Annotated in this window: 10 protein-coding genes; 6 read left to right on the top strand and 4 right to left on the bottom strand. The window is 39.6% G+C overall.

Annotation, left to right across the window (positions count from 1 at the left end):
* Positions 1-134: 134 nt before the first annotated feature.
* Positions 135-992, top strand: a complete 858-nt coding sequence (locus JZO76_RS02720; protein ID WP_206902640.1) for an ROK family protein — start codon at positions 135-137, stop codon at positions 990-992.
* A gap of 45 nt (positions 993-1,037) precedes the next feature.
* On the opposite strand, the gene JZO76_RS02715 is transcribed toward JZO76_RS02720, so the two are convergent.
* From JZO76_RS02715 to JZO76_RS02705, 3 genes are all read right to left on the bottom strand, one after another.
* A complete protein-coding gene (locus tag JZO76_RS02715) occupies positions 1,038-1,898 on the bottom strand; it encodes a helix-turn-helix domain-containing protein (RefSeq protein WP_206902639.1) in 861 nt (286 codons plus the stop codon).
* Positions 1,899-2,518: 620 nt separating this feature from the next.
* The gene (locus JZO76_RS02710) at positions 2,519-4,663 is read right to left on the bottom strand and encodes a GH92 family glycosyl hydrolase (RefSeq protein ID WP_242595748.1); all 2,145 of its coding nucleotides are present in this window, start codon (positions 4,661-4,663) and stop codon (positions 2,519-2,521) included.
* Positions 4,660-5,694: a GntR family transcriptional regulator gene (locus tag JZO76_RS02705; protein ID WP_206902638.1), complete on the bottom strand. Its 1,035-nt coding sequence runs from the start codon at positions 5,692-5,694 to the stop codon at positions 4,660-4,662. Before JZO76_RS02705 ends, JZO76_RS02710 begins: the two co-directional genes overlap by 4 nt.
* Before the next feature lie 163 nt (positions 5,695-5,857).
* Here JZO76_RS02705 and JZO76_RS02700 point away from each other — a divergent pair, with 163 nt between their 5' ends.
* From JZO76_RS02700 to rny, 4 genes are all read left to right on the top strand, one after another.
* Positions 5,858-7,147: a glycoside hydrolase family 125 protein gene (locus JZO76_RS02700; protein ID WP_206902637.1), complete on the top strand. Its 1,290-nt coding sequence runs from the start codon at positions 5,858-5,860 to the stop codon at positions 7,145-7,147.
* Positions 7,148-7,210: 63 nt separating this feature from the next.
* Positions 7,211-9,880, top strand: a complete 2,670-nt coding sequence (locus JZO76_RS02695) for an alpha-mannosidase (RefSeq protein WP_206902636.1) — start codon at positions 7,211-7,213, stop codon at positions 9,878-9,880.
* Positions 9,881-10,015: 135 nt separating this feature from the next.
* The gene (locus JZO76_RS02690; protein WP_206902635.1) at positions 10,016-11,350 is read left to right on the top strand and encodes a family 20 glycosylhydrolase; all 1,335 of its coding nucleotides are present in this window, start codon (positions 10,016-10,018) and stop codon (positions 11,348-11,350) included.
* Positions 11,351-11,831: 481 nt separating this feature from the next.
* Positions 11,832-13,382 (top strand): ribonuclease Y, encoded by a 1,551-nt coding sequence (gene rny, locus JZO76_RS02685; protein WP_206902669.1) that lies wholly within the window; start codon positions 11,832-11,834, stop codon positions 13,380-13,382.
* 370 nt (positions 13,383-13,752) lie between these two features.
* On the opposite strand, the gene JZO76_RS02680 is transcribed toward rny, so the two are convergent.
* Positions 13,753-15,042: a CapA family protein gene (locus tag JZO76_RS02680; protein WP_206902634.1), complete on the bottom strand. Its 1,290-nt coding sequence runs from the start codon at positions 15,040-15,042 to the stop codon at positions 13,753-13,755.
* A gap of 296 nt (positions 15,043-15,338) precedes the next feature.
* Here JZO76_RS02680 and mprF point away from each other — a divergent pair, with 296 nt between their 5' ends.
* A complete protein-coding gene (gene mprF, locus JZO76_RS02675) occupies positions 15,339-17,909 on the top strand; it encodes a bifunctional lysylphosphatidylglycerol flippase/synthetase MprF (protein WP_206902633.1) in 2,571 nt (856 codons plus the stop codon).
* The last annotated feature ends 55 nt before the right edge of the window (positions 17,910-17,964 follow it).

The raw sequence follows: 17,964 nt of genomic DNA, 5'->3' as shown, positions 1-17,964 counted from the left end.
TTTAGCAGCTAGAAAAATCAACAACAAGAAAACAATCGCAAATGACAAAAAGCATCATTCACGTTTGTTTTCCTTGTTGCTCATTTTCTAAACGAGCTGCTAAAACATCTTAAATAGGAGGGAAGGATATTATTATGGTACTTGCAGTTTTTGATATTGGTGGTTCTGCTGTGAAGTATGGAACGTGGAAAGAAAAGGCGTTATCCAACCAAGGAAGTTTTAAAACGCCGGCTACGTTTTCTGAAATGGTAGCAGAAATGAAAGAAGTTATTGCAACAATTGGGGCAATTGACGGGGTAGCAATTAGTTCGCCAGGGGCTGTGAATGTAGCAAAACGCCGAATTGACGGTATTAGCGCAGTGGAATATTTACACAATCGACCGATTTTTGATCAATTGGAAGCAGCGTTTGGTGTGCCCGTGACAATTGAAAATGATGCCAATTGTGCTGGTATTAGTGAAATTGAATTAGGTGCTGGGACAAAGGCGCAAAATGCAGTGTTTGTCGTGATTGGAACCGGGATTGGTGGTTCAATTTTTATTAATCGAAAAATTTATAAGGGCAGTCATTTGTTTGGTGGCGAATTTGGCTTAATGAAACCTTTTGGTAAAAGTATTTTAAGTCCGATTGGTACGGCGGTAAACAAAGCGCGGGAATTTTCTGAAGCGACAAGCCGTCAAGTAGATGGTCGCATGTTGTTTGAATTAGCAGATAATGGGGATGAAATGGCGCAAAACTATCTAGCCCAAATGTATGATGCATTGGCTCTTTCTTTATATGACATGCAAGTTTCTATTGATCCGGAAATTATTATCATTGGCGGCGGTATCTCGGTTAGATCAGAAGTGATTGAAAATATTAAAGGGCGTATTTTTGATTTACTAAAAGCAGAAGGCGTTGAAAGTATCATGCCAGAAGTTGTTGCTTGCAAATTTAAAAATGATGCCAATTTAATTGGTGCAGCTGCCAATTTTGAAGTTTTACAAGGCTAAAAAAAGGCCAATCAAGTACATTTAATGACTTGATTGGCCTTTTTTTCAGCTGTTTTCTCCGATGATTTCTTCATAAAATTCTTGTAATTCTTGGGCTTTTTCACTCATGCCAAATACGTTTAGTCCAGCGTAAAATTCAGTAAAATCAACTGTTGCCGCTTTTTTTGCATTGCGGGCTTGCAGTAGTTTTTCAAAATAAGTGGCCATCATTTTGGCGTACATGTATTTTGGTTTTTTTGCGACAGACTGTAAGCCGGATAAGAATTGTACTAAAATATGATCATTTTTTCGTTGGAAACCAAGGATAATGCCATTAATAAAAAAAGTCGTCATCAGGGAACTGTAGTAAGGGTTGGTGGCATTTTTAGTCAAGGTTTCTTTGGAGCTGTCAAAAAGAGCTAAAATCATTTCATCTGAAAAAGCGAACATTAAATTCATAAACGTCGTCAGCTCAAAGTGTTGCCAAACTTCCACTTTAAATAAATAGTCACAAATTTTAGTAATTTCTGCTTCATATTTTTTAGCGTCAAAGTGATTATTTTTATAAGCTAAAATCGTTTTTGTTTCAAACCACAAAATATAAAAATAGAAATCGTGACTTTCTAAATAAGCTTGCCAAATCTCTGCTTGTAAGCTGGGGGAGAAAGTGCCGGTATAGTATTCTTTGACAAATTGATCGGCCAATCGCCTTTTAGCAGAAATTTCCTGGTCCTCTAAAAGCAGCTGGTATTCCTCGACCCGCAAATTCATCCGGTCTAAATATTGAAATAAAATGCCACTTGAAAGCTCAGTTCCGCGATTTTCAAAGGAAGAAAGCGTCGTGCGGGAACTAATTCCTTCGCAAAGTTGCTTTTGCGTATAGCCTCTTTCGGTGCGTAATTTTTTGATTAAGTGTGCTTGGTCCATATCTGCTCTCCTGTGACGCATTTTTGTACAAAGATATTATAGCCCGAAAAAAGTGATTATACTAGAGCAGTAAGAAAAAGCGAAATGAATTGTAGCTTAAAAGAGGAGTGACCGCGATGTATCCTAATTCACCATGGGAAGTCGAAGTGTTCTAATTAAAAATGAAAAAGTAGGGTTTTAAATCAGCAATGCAAAAGGGGAATGCAAATAAAGCTGATTCATTTTTTTAGCGGAAATAAAAATAAACGGACTTTTATTTTAGCGTGTCATTTGTGCTGACGGATTGAAGTAAAAGTCAAAATTTCATACATAAGGTTGCAAAATAGTTCGCCGTTTTGTCCATAGCGTCTTGCGCATTTGTCTTTTTTCTATATGAAAAAAGAGTTCAATAATAGCTCCCTTTATTTTGGAGTATTGTCTATATTTATAAAAACAAGCAACTTTAATCTTATGTCAGCATCTGCTTACAACAGGTCGCAAAAAGCCGTCCAATTTTGAAATACACTAGTTTTGGTGCAATTTCAAAAGACGGCTTTTTGCGATTTTTTAAGTTGGAAATAAAGTAGCAGGTGATCTTATTTTAATGCCAACCTCTTATTACCAATAATAGAAAAGCTAAACTATTTAGCAGCACTTAAGGAAAAAGGCAGTTTGTCTGGGGTATGTTCTTTTGGATTTGGAACAATTCCCAGCTTAAAGTCGATATTTCCACCGGCTACTAATTCCTCATGGGTGAAGAATAATTTTTCTTGTAGATTTTGATTTCGTGTTGTCTCTTGGACAAATAGCTGTTGCGGATGATTTGGTGTAGCGTTAATTGTCAGGGTGTTCCCACTGGATAATTTCAAAGTAGCTTTTTTCACCAGTGGCATACCAATGACGTATTCGCCAGTTCCCGGACTAACAGGATAAAAGCCTAAGGAGTTAAAGATATACCAACCCGCCATGCTGCCGTTATCCTCGTCACCAGGGTAACCATCAACAGCTGCAGTAAAGCATTCTGTCAGCAAGCTCTTAATTAACGGCTGCGCCATTTCTGGTTTGCCAAGATAGCTGAAGAGGTACGGATAATGGAAACTAGGTTGATTGGAAATCGCCAATTGGCCAAACTCAATGGCGGCCATTTCACTCATCTCATGAATTTCAAAACCATAGCCTTTGACATCAAAATCGGGTGCTTGGTTGCAAAGTTCAATTAATTTTTCCATAAAGGCTTTTCTGCCGCCCATTTGGTTAATCAATCCTTGGAAATCTTGGTAGACAGCAAAACTACTTTGCCAGGTGCTCCCTTCGGCATAGTCTTTGCCCCAACGAATCGAAGAAAAATCTGCGCCAAAATCACCGTTAGTATCTTTTGCCCGCATAAAGCCAGTTTTTTCATCAAAAATATTTTGGTAATTTAACGCTTGCTGGCTATAGTATGTCGCTGTTTTGTCATCGCCTAGAGTTTTGGCCACTTGGCTGATACAAAAATCGCTATAGGCATAGTCTAATGTATGGTTGACGGATTCGTGATAGTTGCTTGGGACATAGCCGTATTTGAGATAGTCTAATGTTCCTTGGCGGCCATAATTTGATTTGTCACTTTGAACAGTAGCGCCTTTTTTCATAGCTTCTAAAAGACGCGGCATTAAATCTTTGCGGATACCTTTGACAGCAGCGTCGGCTACGACAGCGTCAATTAAGGTGCCCGGCATTAAGCCCCGCTCGTCTGGTGATAACCATTTTGGTAAAAAGCCGGTTTCTTCATAACTCGTTAAAAAGCCTTCCAGCATCTCTTCGTATTTTTCCTTGGCAACAAGAGAATAAAATGGATAGACCGTTTTATATGTGTCCCAAAAACCGTTGTTGGTGTATAAAATTCCTGGTTTTACGGCTTTATTATACGTATCGTAATGAATTTTTTCGCCATTTTCATTTAGTTCATAAAAAGTTTGCGGGAATAAGAAAATACGATACAAATTGTGATAAAAAGTTTTCGTATGTTCAGAATTTGTATGTTCTACTTGAACGCGGTCAAAATAATTTTCCCAAGCACTTTGACTGGCGCTACGAAAATCAGCTACGCTCATAGCTTGTTCCCGGCTGCGATTTAAGTCGGCTTGGGAAAAGCTGATAAACGAGGTGCCTAAATGAAGCGTTTGCTTTTTCACGTTACCAAAATCTAACAATACAAAAGTTTTTTCCCCATCTACTTGTTTCAGATTGTGAATTGGGTTTTCAAAATGCAAAGACAGATAAAACGTGAAGTCATCGTCTTCTGCACCAGAAAAATTCACGACACTGACGTGTAATTCATGGTCGCTAATCTGGGTGATCTCTTTTGCGCCAGGCAATGTTAACATTAAGCCATTTTGGTCTTTTTCATAGTTTACTGACAGAATACCGCCATACATGCTGGGAATTACAGTGGAGGAGATGTTGTAACGTAATTGCCGAATTGAAAGTTCATAAGGGCGGAAAATAGCTTCTTTAGGCCGATAAGAGCTTTGCGCATGGAATAACGAAATATCAGATAATTCACCACTAATTGGCGTAAAAAGAACGTGGGAGAAATCTCCCATCCACGGACTTGGTTGATGCGTAATGCGATAACCTTGGAAGGTGTGATCTTCAGGGTGGAACCACCAGCTGCCATGGGCGTCATTTGTTTGGGCTGCAAAATAGTTCATCCCAAAAGGTACGCCGGTGTAAGGCAGGCAGTTTCCATTTGAAAAGCTGTGTTGATTTGCAGTACCGTGGCGTGTGTCGATTGTTTCAATCATGATTTAATCTCCTTTGTTGATTCCCGCACAAATAAAGTGACGGGAATTTTTTGACTGTTTGGTTTTTGACCAGTTTTTATCCAACTTAATAAAGCTTCACCGGCAGTTTCACCGATGGCTTTAAAGTTTTGCGAAATGGTGGTGAGGGGTGGATCAACGAGTGCTGCTGCTTGAATATTATCAAAGCCCACAACGGAAATATCTTGTGGGATGGCTAGACCAGCCTGGCGCAATGTCCGCATGGCTTGAATGGCGGTGATATCATTTTCGCAAACAAAAGCAGTAATTTGATTTTGCTTCACGTAGCGTAATAAGTGATCTTCGCTGGTTGTATCTTCTTCAAAAGAAGTATGAAAATCAATTTGATGTTCCATCAAACTTTGGATATAGCCTAAATAACGTTGGCGCGTCGATTGGGGATGATGACGGTCGCCAAATAAATACGCAATGCGTTTGTGCCCGGCTTTGACAAGATAATCACAGGCTTTTTTGCCCCCGGCTAAGTTATCAGATAAAAAAGAAGGCAAACTTAGATCAGGCACCTCTTTATCTAAAAGTACGATGGGAAAGTCCGCAAAAGATAATTCAAACAATAGATCCAAATGTTGATTTTCATCTTCGGTGTAATAAATCAACCCATCAAACTCGGCTTTAATATCTTGGGGAGTGTGAGTATTTAAAAAGTCATAAGTGGCAATCATCAATTCATGCTGTGCATGTTGCATCACAGGTAAAACACTGCCAGATAAGTTTCCAATGGCGACATCGTCGGTAAAAGGCAATAAAATCAATACGCGATTTGTCGCAGCCGTAGTTTTTAATTTACCCGTTACAAAACTACCCTTGCCGCGAGTACGTTCAATCAAGCCTTTTTGTTCCAATTCATTTAGTGCCCGCTTTGAAGTGATGCGGCTAACGCTGTATTTTTCAGAAAGTTCTTTTTCAGTGGGTAATTGATCGCCGGCAGCTAATAAGCCACTGGTAATATCGGCTTGTAAGTCCCGTAATATTTTTAAATATAAAGGTTCCATTTTTTTCTCCTTCAATTGGTATATCATATACAGTAGTTTATCACATATTTTGCTGCTGTAAATAAATAAAAAAACTTTTTTGAAAGCGTAGACATCCGAGTTAAAGTGCTATATAATCAAACAAGAATTAAAGATATATCATTTAGCGGAGGCGACGAGGGAAATGACTTATAAAGATATACCAAAATCAGTACAACAATTTATGGATGATATTACAGCAAAATGCGGGAGTGAACATGCCGACTGGGCAGAAAACTTTAACGCAGCTTTTGCCAATACTTTATTAACAACAGTAAAACGTCACGAAGACGGCACGACTTTTCTATTAACAGGTGATATTCCAGCCATGTGGTTGCGGGATTCAACCGCCCAAGTACGCCCGTATCTTGTCGTTGCCAAAGAAGACGAAGATTTAGCGGCGATGATTTCTGGCTTAGTCAAAAAACAATTTTACTATATTAATATCGATCCTTATGCCAATGCTTTTAACGAAGAAGCAAATGGTGCCGGTCATCAAAGTGACCACACAGAAATGAACCCGTGGATTTGGGAGCGAAAATATGAAATCGATTCCTTATGCTATCCAGTCCAATTGGCTTACTTGCTTTATAAAAACACTGGGCGAACTGATCAATTTAATGAAGATTTCATTACAGGGGTTAAAAAGATTTTGACCGTCTTTACTACCGAGCAAAACCACAGCGCATCACCTTATACTTTTGTCCGGGATACCGATCGCTTGGAAGATACGTTAGTCCGTGAGGGTAAAGGGGCAGAAGTTGTGCCAACTGGGATGACCTGGTCTGGTTTTCGCCCAAGTGACGATGCATGTAAATATGGCTACTTGGTACCGTCCAACATGTTTGCCGTCGTTATTTTAGGTTATTTAGAAGAAATTTTTAGTAACGTTTTAAAAGATGAAGAGATTGTAGCAAGCGCTCACCGATTGAAAGTCGAAATCGAAGCAGGTATTAAAGAACACGGGCGTACAACTAATAAGGCAGGAGAAACGATTTTTGCCTATGAAGTTGACGGCAAAGGCAATGGGACAATTCAAGATGACAGCAATGTGCCTAACTTAATTTCAGCGCCTTATCTAGGCTATGGCAAGATGGATGACACCCAATATTTGGCAACCCGCAAAACCTTATTAAGCAAAGAAAATCCTTATTTTTACGAAGGTAAATTTGCTAAAGGTATCGGCTCTTCCCACACACCAGAAAATTATGTTTGGCCGATTGCGATGGCAATGGAAGGGATGACAACGGCTGATAAAAAAGAAAAAGAGCGCATTTTAAATCAATTGGTGGCAACAGACGCGGGAACGCATTTAATGCACGAAGGGTTTGATGTGGATGATCCCAACCAATATACAAGAGAGTGGTTTTCTTGGGCTAACATGATGTTTTGTGAGTTGGTTATGGACTACTTTGATATTCAAGTGAAAAAATAATAACAGCTTGGGGCAAGTTATAATGTAGCGGTTGCCACAAGATTTATTTAGGAGACGACAAACATGAAGAAAAAAGTATATATTATTTCCCACAGTCATTGGGATCGCGAATGGTATATGGCCTATGAACAACACCATATGCGCCTTGTTACTTTGATGGATGACTTATTGGAATTGTTTGAAAAAGATCCAGATTTTAACAGCTTCCACTTGGACGGCCAAACGATTATTTTAGATGACTATCTTCAAGTTCGTCCGGAAAAACGTGAAGCCATTCAAAAGGCGATTGACGCTGGAAAACTACGAATTGGACCTTTTTATATTTTACAAGATGACTTTTTAACTAGTTCAGAGTCAAATGTGCGCAATATGCTGATTGGCATGGAAGACAGTAAAAAATGGGGCACACCGGTTATGTTGGGCTATTTCCCAGATACTTTTGGCAATATGGGACAAACCCCACAAATGATGAAGCAAGCCAATTTACAAGCAGCGGCTTTTGGTCGCGGTGTGAAACCAATCGGCTTTGACAATCAAGTTTTAGCCGATGACAATTACACTTCGCAATATTCTGAAATGAATTGGATTGGTCCAGATGGTACGGATATTTTTGGGTTATTATTTGCTAACTGGTATTCAAACGGCAATGAAATTCCCGCTGAAGAAAAAGCGGCCCGCGCTTTTTGGGATCAAAAATTAGCGGATGCTGAAAAATTTGCCTCTACCAATCATCTGTTAATGATGAACGGCGTTGACCATCAACCTGTTCAAAAAGATGTCGCCAAAGCAATAAAATTAGCCAACGAACTATACCCCGATTATGAGTTTGTTCATTCTAACTTTACTGATTATTTAGCAGCGGTTCAAAATGACTTACCGGCAGATTTAGGTGATGTAAATGGCGAATTGACCTCACAAGAAACAGACGGCTGGTTTACCTTAGCTAATACAGCTTCGGCGCGCGTATATTTAAAACAATGGAATACGCGCGTTAGTCGCCAATTAGAAAATATAACCGAACCACTGGCGGCGATGGCGTATGAAGTTTCTGGCGAATATCCTTTTGATGAATTGGATTACGCTTGGAAAACATTGATGCAAAATCATCCCCATGACAGCATTTGCGGCTGTTCTGTCGATGAAGTCCATCGGGAAATGATGCCGCGTTTTGAAAAAGCCAATGAAGTCGGCAAGTACTTGGCTGATGAAGCGTGCGCGCAGCTAACAGCAGCCATTGACACGTCAAAATTTCCAGCAGATAGTTTTCCATTTGTCATCTTCAATACAGCCGGCACTAAAAAAAGTGGTGTCGCCCAAGTTGATATTGAAGTAAAACGGGTAACTTTTGCAGAGCTTTATCCTTCTGAGGGCTATGACAAGCTAGCTGCAGAGGATGCGCAAAGTTATTATGTTATCGATCAAAATGGCAAAGTGGTGCCAGCAGTAATTAGTGAAGAACAAATTCGTTTTGATTACGACTTACCAAAGGATCGTTTTCGTATTCCTTACATGGAAAAATACGTAACCGTAACAATCGACGTTGCCGCAATGGCAGGTTATGCCTGGGATAGCTTTGCTTTAGTGGTAGGAGAGGCAAAAGAGTTTTCGAATTCTTTAGTCGCTAAGCATGGCCGCATTTTGGAAAATGATTTTATTAAAGCTGAAATAACATCAGATGGTAGCTTAAGTGTCACCAACAAGGAAACCGGGAAAACATTAAACAATTTGCTTGTTTTTGAAGATGTGGGAGATATTGCCAATGAATATATTTTTAAACAACCTAAAGGTGATCACGCGATCTTATCAACGTTCTTTCCTCATCAAGTTGAAGTGTTAGAAGACAATGGCTTAGTGGCTAAAGTACGCTTAACTCATGAAATGGAAATTCCGAAGTCCGCTGAAGATCTACTGGATTTGGAACAAAAGAAAGTCGTGGACTTCCGCTTCCGTGACGCAAGTCGCAGTAAAGAAACAATTGCTTATCCGATCGTAACGGAGATCACTTTAAATAAAAATAGTAAAATGGTGGAATTTGCGACAACAGTCAATAACCAAGCCAAAGACCATCGCTTACGGGCGTTATTTCCAACAACTTTAGATGTGGCCACGCATGAAGCAGACAGTATTTATGAAACCGTGATCCGGCCAAACCAAGTTTCCAAACACTGGGAAAATCCAACGAATCCCCAGCATCAACATGCATTTGTCAATTTGCATGCGGAAGACTTTGGATTAACGGTATCTAACTATGGTTTAAACGAATATGAAATCGTCAATGATACCATTGCGTTAACTCTATTACGTTGTGTCGGCGAATTAGGGGACTGGGGCTACTTCCCAACACCAGAAGCACAGTGTCTGGGCGAGCACACGTTTAATTACGGCATTGAACTTCACGGTGAAAAAGAAACGCGTTTTGACAGCTACAAACGAGCTCATAGCGCGCAAGTCCCACTGAGCGTGAAGCAAACAGATATCCACCACGGCAAACTGGCCCCGCAAGATGTTTTTGTAAAAATTACGGGTGAAAAATTTGAACCAACTGCCTTAAAACGTCGTAAAGACGACCAGGCGTTAATTCTAAGAGGGTATAACTTAAGTGGCGACAAAGATGCTTTGGTACTAAAAAAAGATGATCAAGCGCCAATTAAGACCTTAAATCTATTAGAAGAACCTTTAAAAGACTATGAAGATACATTACAACCTTACGAAATTCGCACAGTAGAATTTTAAAAAAGTAGACTTTACGGCAAGTAAATAAAGATACCCGAGCTTAGCATGCCTAATCCCAAATACAGCCTTGTCGGCAGTTGGAATACGTCAGCTTAAGCTACGGGTATTTTGTTTTGAAAAAAAGGAGTTAATAAAATGACCGAAATTTTAATTGGCTTTCAAACAGCCACACCTAAAGCAGCACAAGTCGCAGAACAAGTGGCGCAATTATTCAAAGCATGCGGCTATGAATTTTCATCAGAAACTACACGTAAAATTGAACTGGTATTAGTGCCTTCTTTAATGCAGGAGTTTACTTATGAGGAAAATGAGCACTCCCAACTTTTAGCAAAAAACGAGGCGGGACTGTTTTATGGCGCAGTTCAGTTGGTTTTACATGAACTTTTTAACGAAGAGTGGCGTATACAGTTACCACAAATGAAAGAACGCTGTTTAATGATTGATATTGGTCGCAAATTCTATCCCTTAAAAGAATTAAAGCGTCTGGTACGCAGCATGGCCTTGTTTAATTTTACGCACTTACAATTGCATTTTTCAGAAAATGAAGGCTTTCGAATCGAGTCAAAAAAACATCCGGAAATTGTTTCAAAACAACACTTAACTCAAGCAGAAGTAAAAGAGCTGATTGCGTATTGTCAAAACTTTTATATTGAAGTAATTCCAGATATTGACAGTCCTGGACACTTAGAGCAGGTGTTAGAAACTTATCCGGATTGGCGGTTAAAAAAATCCGTAGCAGGAAAACTAGTGGCGGATGTGCGGGCGCTCGATATTTTAAATCCGGCTGCGGTAGATTTCGTCTTTAAAATTTATCAAGAATACGCGACACTTTTTAAACAAAGCCAATATTTTCATATTGGCGCGGATGAATTCATTGATTTTGACCAAGTGGAAGTATATCCGACCTTGCAAAAAGCTGCCTTAGAAAAGTTTGGTCCAAAGGCGAGCGGAATTGAGATCTTTACTGACTATGTGAATAATTTAGTCGCAAAAATCAGTGACTTAGGCTTTGTCGTTCGCGTTTGGAATGATGGTTTTTATCGCTTGAATCGGCAAGAACAATTGACCCTTTCTAAAAATTGTCAGATTTCCTATTGGACCCGTTGGAATAAAAATATGGCGCCAGTGGAGACATTCTTTGAAGCGGGATATCAAGTTGTGAACCATAATGATAATTATTTTTATTATGTTTTAGGGGAGATGGCAGGATACAGCTATCCGACCTATGAAAAAATTCAACAAGGCTTTACATTGGACTTATTTGCCAACGATCAACTTGTTGCCGCAAAATATTTAGCCCAAACACCCGCTGTCGCCTTGGCGATTTGGGCCGATGATCCCAATGCTCAGACGGTAGCTGAGGTAATTGATGCCGTCTTTTACTTACAAGCAGCCTTAAATGAAAAAGTCAGTCAGCTAACTCGGACTAAAGCGCACTATCACACACTTTTTGAGCACTGGCAAAAATAAAAAGCGCGAGTATCTTGAAACTATGGCACCTAGGATACAAACACAACCTATTAAAAATGCGGGTAACCTATTGGTTGGCAGGACTTTTTATACTAGCGATAAAAAAGCACTACTAAATAGACTGAAATTTTTCCAAAAGTTACAGCCAACTCTTGATAGTTTCTGAAAATTTCACGCTTATTTTGGTGAAGACCCCTCATTTTTATCCGCTTTGCCCAGGTGAGTTTTACAAATAAAAAAACGAAATAAATTTGTTACTTCCCTGCAATTTTTTCAATAAAATTAGAAGAAAAATAACGCTCCTTTATAAGAAGTACTTTTAACTTTTATAAGTTGACAGCCCTTACGACAAACATTAGAATAAAGTTGTGTCTAAAACACATATGCATGTAGGCATATTGATAATTTCAGATTAAAGTTTATCAAAAAACTACGAACAATAATTGAATAAGATAGTACGGAGGTGGATCTATTGACTTTAATGTATATTCTCCTCGCTATCATCGGTTTAATTGTCGGTGTTTTATTAGGGCTATTCGTTGCTAAATCTCGTCACGAAAAAGAGATCGCAGGGGCGCAAAGTTCTGCTCAAGGGATTTTGACCAGTGCGCAAAAAGAAGCGGAAACTCTAAAAAAAGAAGCCTTGTTAGAAGCTAAGGAAGAAAATCAGAAGTATCGTGCAGAAATTGAAAGTGAGTTGAAGGAAAGCAAACTTGAATTAAAAACCCAAGAAAATCGCTTGCTCCAAAGAGAGCAGCTGCTTGATCGCAAAGACGACTCAATTGAAAAACGCGAAAACTCACTGGAAGAAAAAGAAACAAAACTTAGTGCGAAACAGCAATTAATTGACGAGCGAGAAAATGAAGTCGAAAAATTAATCGAAGGACAACAGCAAGAGCTTGAAAAAATCGCTGCTTTGTCCCGTGATGAAGCCAAAGAGATCATCATGAAATCAACAGAAGAAGAGTTGAATCATGAACTGACCTTAATGGTGAAAGAGTCTGAGCAAAGAGCCAAGGAAGAAGCGGACAGAAAAGCCAAGAACTTATTGTCCTTAGCCATCCAACGCTGTGCTGCAGATCAAGTTTCTGAGATGACAGTCTCTGTTGTTTCATTGCCAAACGATGAAATGAAAGGACGGATCATCGGTCGTGAAGGCCGCAACATTCGTACCTTAGAGACTTTGACAGGGATTGATTTGATTATCGATGACACACCAGAAGCAGTGGTATTGTCAGGGTTTGATCCAATCAGACGGGAAATTGCCCGCATGACATTGGAAAAACTAATCCAAGATGGTCGTATCCATCCAGCTCGTATTGAAGAAATGGTGGAGAAATCTCGTAAAGAAATGGATGAACGCATCCGTGAATACGGGGAAGAAGCCGCATTTGAAGTTGGCGCCCACACCTTGCATCCTGATTTAATTAAGATCTTAGGACGCTTACATTTCCGTACAAGTTATGGTCAAAATGTCTTGAACCACTCCATTGAAGTTGCCAAGTTATCTGGTATCTTAGCCGCTGAACTAGGTGAGGATGTACAACTTGCTAAACGAGCAGGTCTCCTTCACGATATCGGTAAAGCGCTAGATCATGAAATTGAAGGCTCTCACGTGGAAATCGGTGCGGAATTAGCCGCTAAGTACAAAGAAAACCCAGTTGTGATTAACGCCATCGCATCACACCATGGCGATACAGAAGCAACGTCAGTTATCTCCGTCTTAGTTGCGGCCGCAGATGCACTATCTGCTGCTCGCCCAGGTGCCCGCAGTGAATCATTAGAAAACTACATCAAACGGTTGGAAAACTTAGAGAATATCTCCAATAGTTTTTCTGGTGTAGAATCAAGCTTCGCTGTCCAAGCTGGTCGCGAAGTACGGGTAATGGTTAAACCAGAAGAAATCTCAGACTTAGAAGCGGTTCGCTTAGTGCGAGACATCCGCAAAAAAATTGAAGACGAACTGGACTATCCAGGCCATATCAAAGTAACTGTGATTCGGGAAACCCGCGCCACAGACTACGCCAAATAATTTTGAAATCAAACACCCCGCTGAATTTAGTCAGCGGGGTGTTTTTGAGTTAGGGGGAAGGAAGAAATATAAATAAAACAATCGAAACTATTGCGTACATATCAAGTGAGTATCGCGTATAAACTTAAGCGAGATTATTAAATTATTTCTGTGTCTTGTTTGTAAAAAGCTTTATGTCTGACTTAAAATAATGTACTAACTTTTCAGAAATAAGCCAATAAAGCTGCCCAAGTTTGTCTAGCTTTTATAGTTGTCTAGCTACTCAAACTAGCTTTATCGGTAATAAGGCAAAATCTTGAGAAATTTGAAGAGCAATTTATCAAGATCCCGTCTTATTACTCAAAAGCTGCCCAAGTTTGTCTAGCTTTCCTTATTCCCAGTTGATTTTTAATAGTTCATTCATTTCGTGGTAGGCGGTTTCGATTCGTTGGCGTTTTGTTTGGGAGACGGTATGGGCGTATTTGCCTCCGGGCAGATAATTTTCGGCTAAAAAGACTTGGTAGTCTTGGGATTGGACGGTACCGTACTCGGGATGCTGATAGGTACGGCCGGCAATGGGTTCTTTGTCTACCCAAGTTGGGTGAGCTGTGACTTTTGCAATGACAGTTTTATCTTTTTCTTTTTTGATAGCAACTTCCATGACTACGCCTCGTTCGGTCCAGTAATTTTGTAAGGATTCGTAGCGTTGGTCTGAAATCAAGTTACCCATGGAATAAATAATGAATTTTTTATCGCCATCTTTTTTTATTGTCTCTGTCGGTTCTGCAACGTGGGGATGCCCGCCAAAGATGATATCTGCCCCTAAATCGACCATTTGGCGGTATTTTGCTCGTTGTTCTTCATTTGGTTCTAAAGCGTACTCCACGCCGTCTTGGGGCATGACGATCGTAATATCGGCAATTTTTTCTGCCTTTTTCAAATCGGCCGCGACTTTTTCCATATTTAAATCTTTTAAATGACTGTCATATTCTTCTTTTGTTAAACTGGCTTCGATGCCATTAAAGCCATAGGCATAAGCCAATAAAGCAATTTTAATCCCGTTTATTTCTTTGACTAGAATATCTTTGGTTGTCTTGGTTTTTACTCCGATTGTTTCCATCCCATTTTTTTGAAAAGCAGCAACAGTTGAATGTAAGCCTTCTAAGCCGGTGTCTAAGATATGATTGTGGGCCAAGTCGACAACATCAAAGCCCGCTTTTTTTATGCTGTCGGCTACTGCTTGTGGTGCATTGAAAATGGGATAGCCAGTTAGTTCACGCTTTGGGTTGATTGTCCCTTCGAAATCTCCCAAAGAAAGATCTGCTTTTTTCAGTAATGGTGAAATTTGCGCGTAATCATTAGCCAGATCATACTTATTGCCATCATAAGCACTGCGGTACAAGATATCATGGTATAACATATCACCACTGGCTGTAATCACAGCTTTTTTGATTGTAGTATCAGGTTTTGTTGTGTTTTGCTTTGGAGTCTTTTGTTTACTATGTACAGCTTGTTTTACTTGTGCTGTTTCCTGGCTATTTTTGGTTGCGGATTTTCCTGTAAACGCTTTTAAAAAGATGCAGCCAACAAGTGCGAGAAAAAGTAGACTCATCACTAAGATAAGGTGACGTTTTTGTGCGGCTTGTTTTTCTTTCATTTTTTCTAAGCGAGACTTGGTCATAATGCCCTCCTGAAAATAAAATTTGTATGACGTTTCTCTAATAGTTTACTTGCTTACGAAAAGAAAAGATAGTCGATTTCGCGGGAATTCGCGCCTTTTTTGCCGCAAGTATTCTTATTTCCTAAATGTAGTAACATAGTTGGTAAAAAAACGCCATTTAGGCTACCATAAAACTAACTACATAAGTTAAAATCAGAAGTTGAAAACATTGGGAATAAAACAGCGTCCATTTTAGTGACAACAAGCAAATGGTAGCAATAAAAGTGTGTTTAGCACTTGAGATAGGAGAAAACTTCATGAAAGAGAAACTAAAGGGATTCGTGGGTGTAATAAAAAAACACAGTCTCTTGTTACGCCTGATTTTCTTTGGCTCGATTTTAATTTTCGTTGCCAATCAAGTGGCCAATATTGCCCACGGCATGAGTTGGGCACAAGTGGCCCAAACAATGGGCAAACAAGATACTAGTACACTGATTTTAATGGCATTGATGGGCTTTATCGGCGTTTTGCCGATGCTTGGTTATGACTGGGTAACAATTTCTGTATTAGAAAAATCAGGCAGAGCCAAGATGCCTCGCGGCAGTTGGTTTATTGCAGCGTGGACCACCAATACTATCAATAATTTAGCAGGTTTTGGGGGGATTGTAGGGGCCAGTCTGCGGAGTAATTTTTACGGGAAAGGTTTTGATCGTAAAAAAGTTTTAGCAACTGTTTCAAAAGTCGCCTTCTTTATGTTTAGCGGTTTATCCCTTTGGGCGTTGTGGTTATTAATCGACATTTTCCTCCTCCACAATGCCAGTCACTTCCGTCATTATTGGATTTGGCTGGTAGGCGGCAGTTTATATGCACCGGCACTATTTACATTAACGTATTTGCGACGTAAAAAACTGTTTGCAGATCTTTTTCCTAATCGGGTGATTCAACTGGCAATCACTTCTTTTTGTCAGTGGGGAGGAGCTTTGGCGGTCTTTTTAGGAATAGGTTATCTTATGCAGTTGCAAGTTTCCTTTGAACAAGTTTATCCGATGTTTTTAATTGCTACATTAATCGGGATGCTGACGATGGTTCCAGGGGGCATGGGAACCTTTGATGTCTTGATGATTCTAGGAATGGGGCAAGTGGGCCTATCTCAAAATCAAACGGTAGTCTGGTTATTGTATTACCGTCTTTTTTATTATTTGATTCCCTTTTTAAGTGGTCTGATTTTATTTATTTCCCAAACAGGGGTGAAATTCAATCGCTTTTTTGATAACTTACCACGCCTTATTTTACAGCGAATTGCTCATTTAATTGTCGTAGTGGCAGTATATTTTGCCGGTATTATGATGGTACTGCTTTCGACGGTGACCAATTTATCAAATCTTAGCCAAATTTTTGAGTTTTTATTGCCATTTTCATTTAACTTTTTAGACCAAACCTTGAATTTACTAATTGGTTTTGTCTTATTAGGGCTCGCTCGTGGTCTATACGGCAAAGTGAAAAAAGCTTATGTTCCAACTTTATTTGTCTTAGTTTTTGGGATTGTAAATACGATTTCTCGGACCCAGTCACTACGCCTAATCATTGTTTATTGTTTGATTTTACTGGCAGTATGGTTATCTCGTAAAGAATTTTACCGGGAAAAATTTGTCTATTCTTGGGGTGCGATTATTTTTGATGTCGCTTTATTTGGAACGTTATTAATTGCTTACGCAATTGCCGGGTTCCACAGCGGCCAGTGGTGGAATACCAACTTAATGGGTGGACAGTTTGTTTTATTTCCTTCTGATGATGTATGGATCTCTGGCATGGTCGGCTTAGCGGTTGGCGCTTTGACGTTGTTGTCTTTGCAACAGTATTTAAGTCGTGGTCCTGCGCATTTGGGTGAGAATTTTGACCGGAGTCGTTTTGAAAAACTACTGACCCGCTACGGTGGGACCAAATCTAGTCACCGCCTAGAATTAGCAGGTTATCGTTATTATTACTATCAAGTCAACGGTCAAGATCGCGTTGTTTTTGGCTATCAGATAAAAAGCAATCGCTGCTTTGTTTTAGGAAATCCAATAGGAGATGAAACACTCTGGCAGACAGCAACGCTTTCTTTTATGAAAGCAGCCGATAAACTGGGCTATCAACTGGCGTTTTACAAAATCAGTGAAAAATATGTCGTCCAGTTACACGATCTGGGTTTTCAATTTGCCAAAATTGGTGAGACCGGTACCGTCTATCTAGACCACCAAGAAGATTATTTGCAACAAGAAGTTTATCGCAAATTAAGTGTGCAAGGTTATACGTTTAAAAAATATGAAACACTGCCGGCTGAGCTTTTGCCACAATTAGCTGCTGTTTCGCAAGACTGGTTAGATGGTAAAGGAGAAAAATATTTTGGCAATGGTCGTTTTGATGAAAGCTACATTCTAAACAGTCCCGTTGCAGTTGTGCGCAACAACGAGAATCAACTGGTGGGCTTTATCACAGAGCAGGCTATTTCGACTGAGTGGGTTTCTTATGACTTATTACGGATTAAATCAGATGCTCCCAAAGAATTAGCCAATTTTTTAGTCTTAGGGATGTTAGATAGTTGGGAAAAAGCAGGCTTTAAAAAAGTCGATTTGGGCATGGCGCCACTGGCTAAGGTGGGAGAAGGTCCGTTTGCTTTTTTTGAAGAACGGATTATGAACATCATTTACAATTATGGCAATGCAATTTATAACTTCCAAGATAATTTCAGTGGCAAACAAAAATACGTGACCCGCTGGGAAGGCTGTTATTTTGCTTATCTGAAAGGGAGCAGTTTTTATTTGGCTTCAGCCCAACTTCTGCGACTAATTGGCCGCGGCAAAAACAAAGGGCCAACACTGGTAGAAGAAGTAATTTTGGAAGAGTAGGAAAAACGTAAAAAATAGGCTGCTATAAAAGTTAGAATGACTTTTATAGCAGCCT

It is taken from the genome of Candidatus Enterococcus myersii, from assembly GCF_017316025.1.
In the GTDB taxonomy this organism is placed as follows: Bacteria; Bacillota; Bacilli; order Lactobacillales; family Enterococcaceae; genus Enterococcus_C; species Enterococcus_C montenegrensis.
The sequence above is the reverse complement of the archived record's forward strand: the minus strand, read 5'-3'. Positions and strand labels throughout refer to the sequence as shown.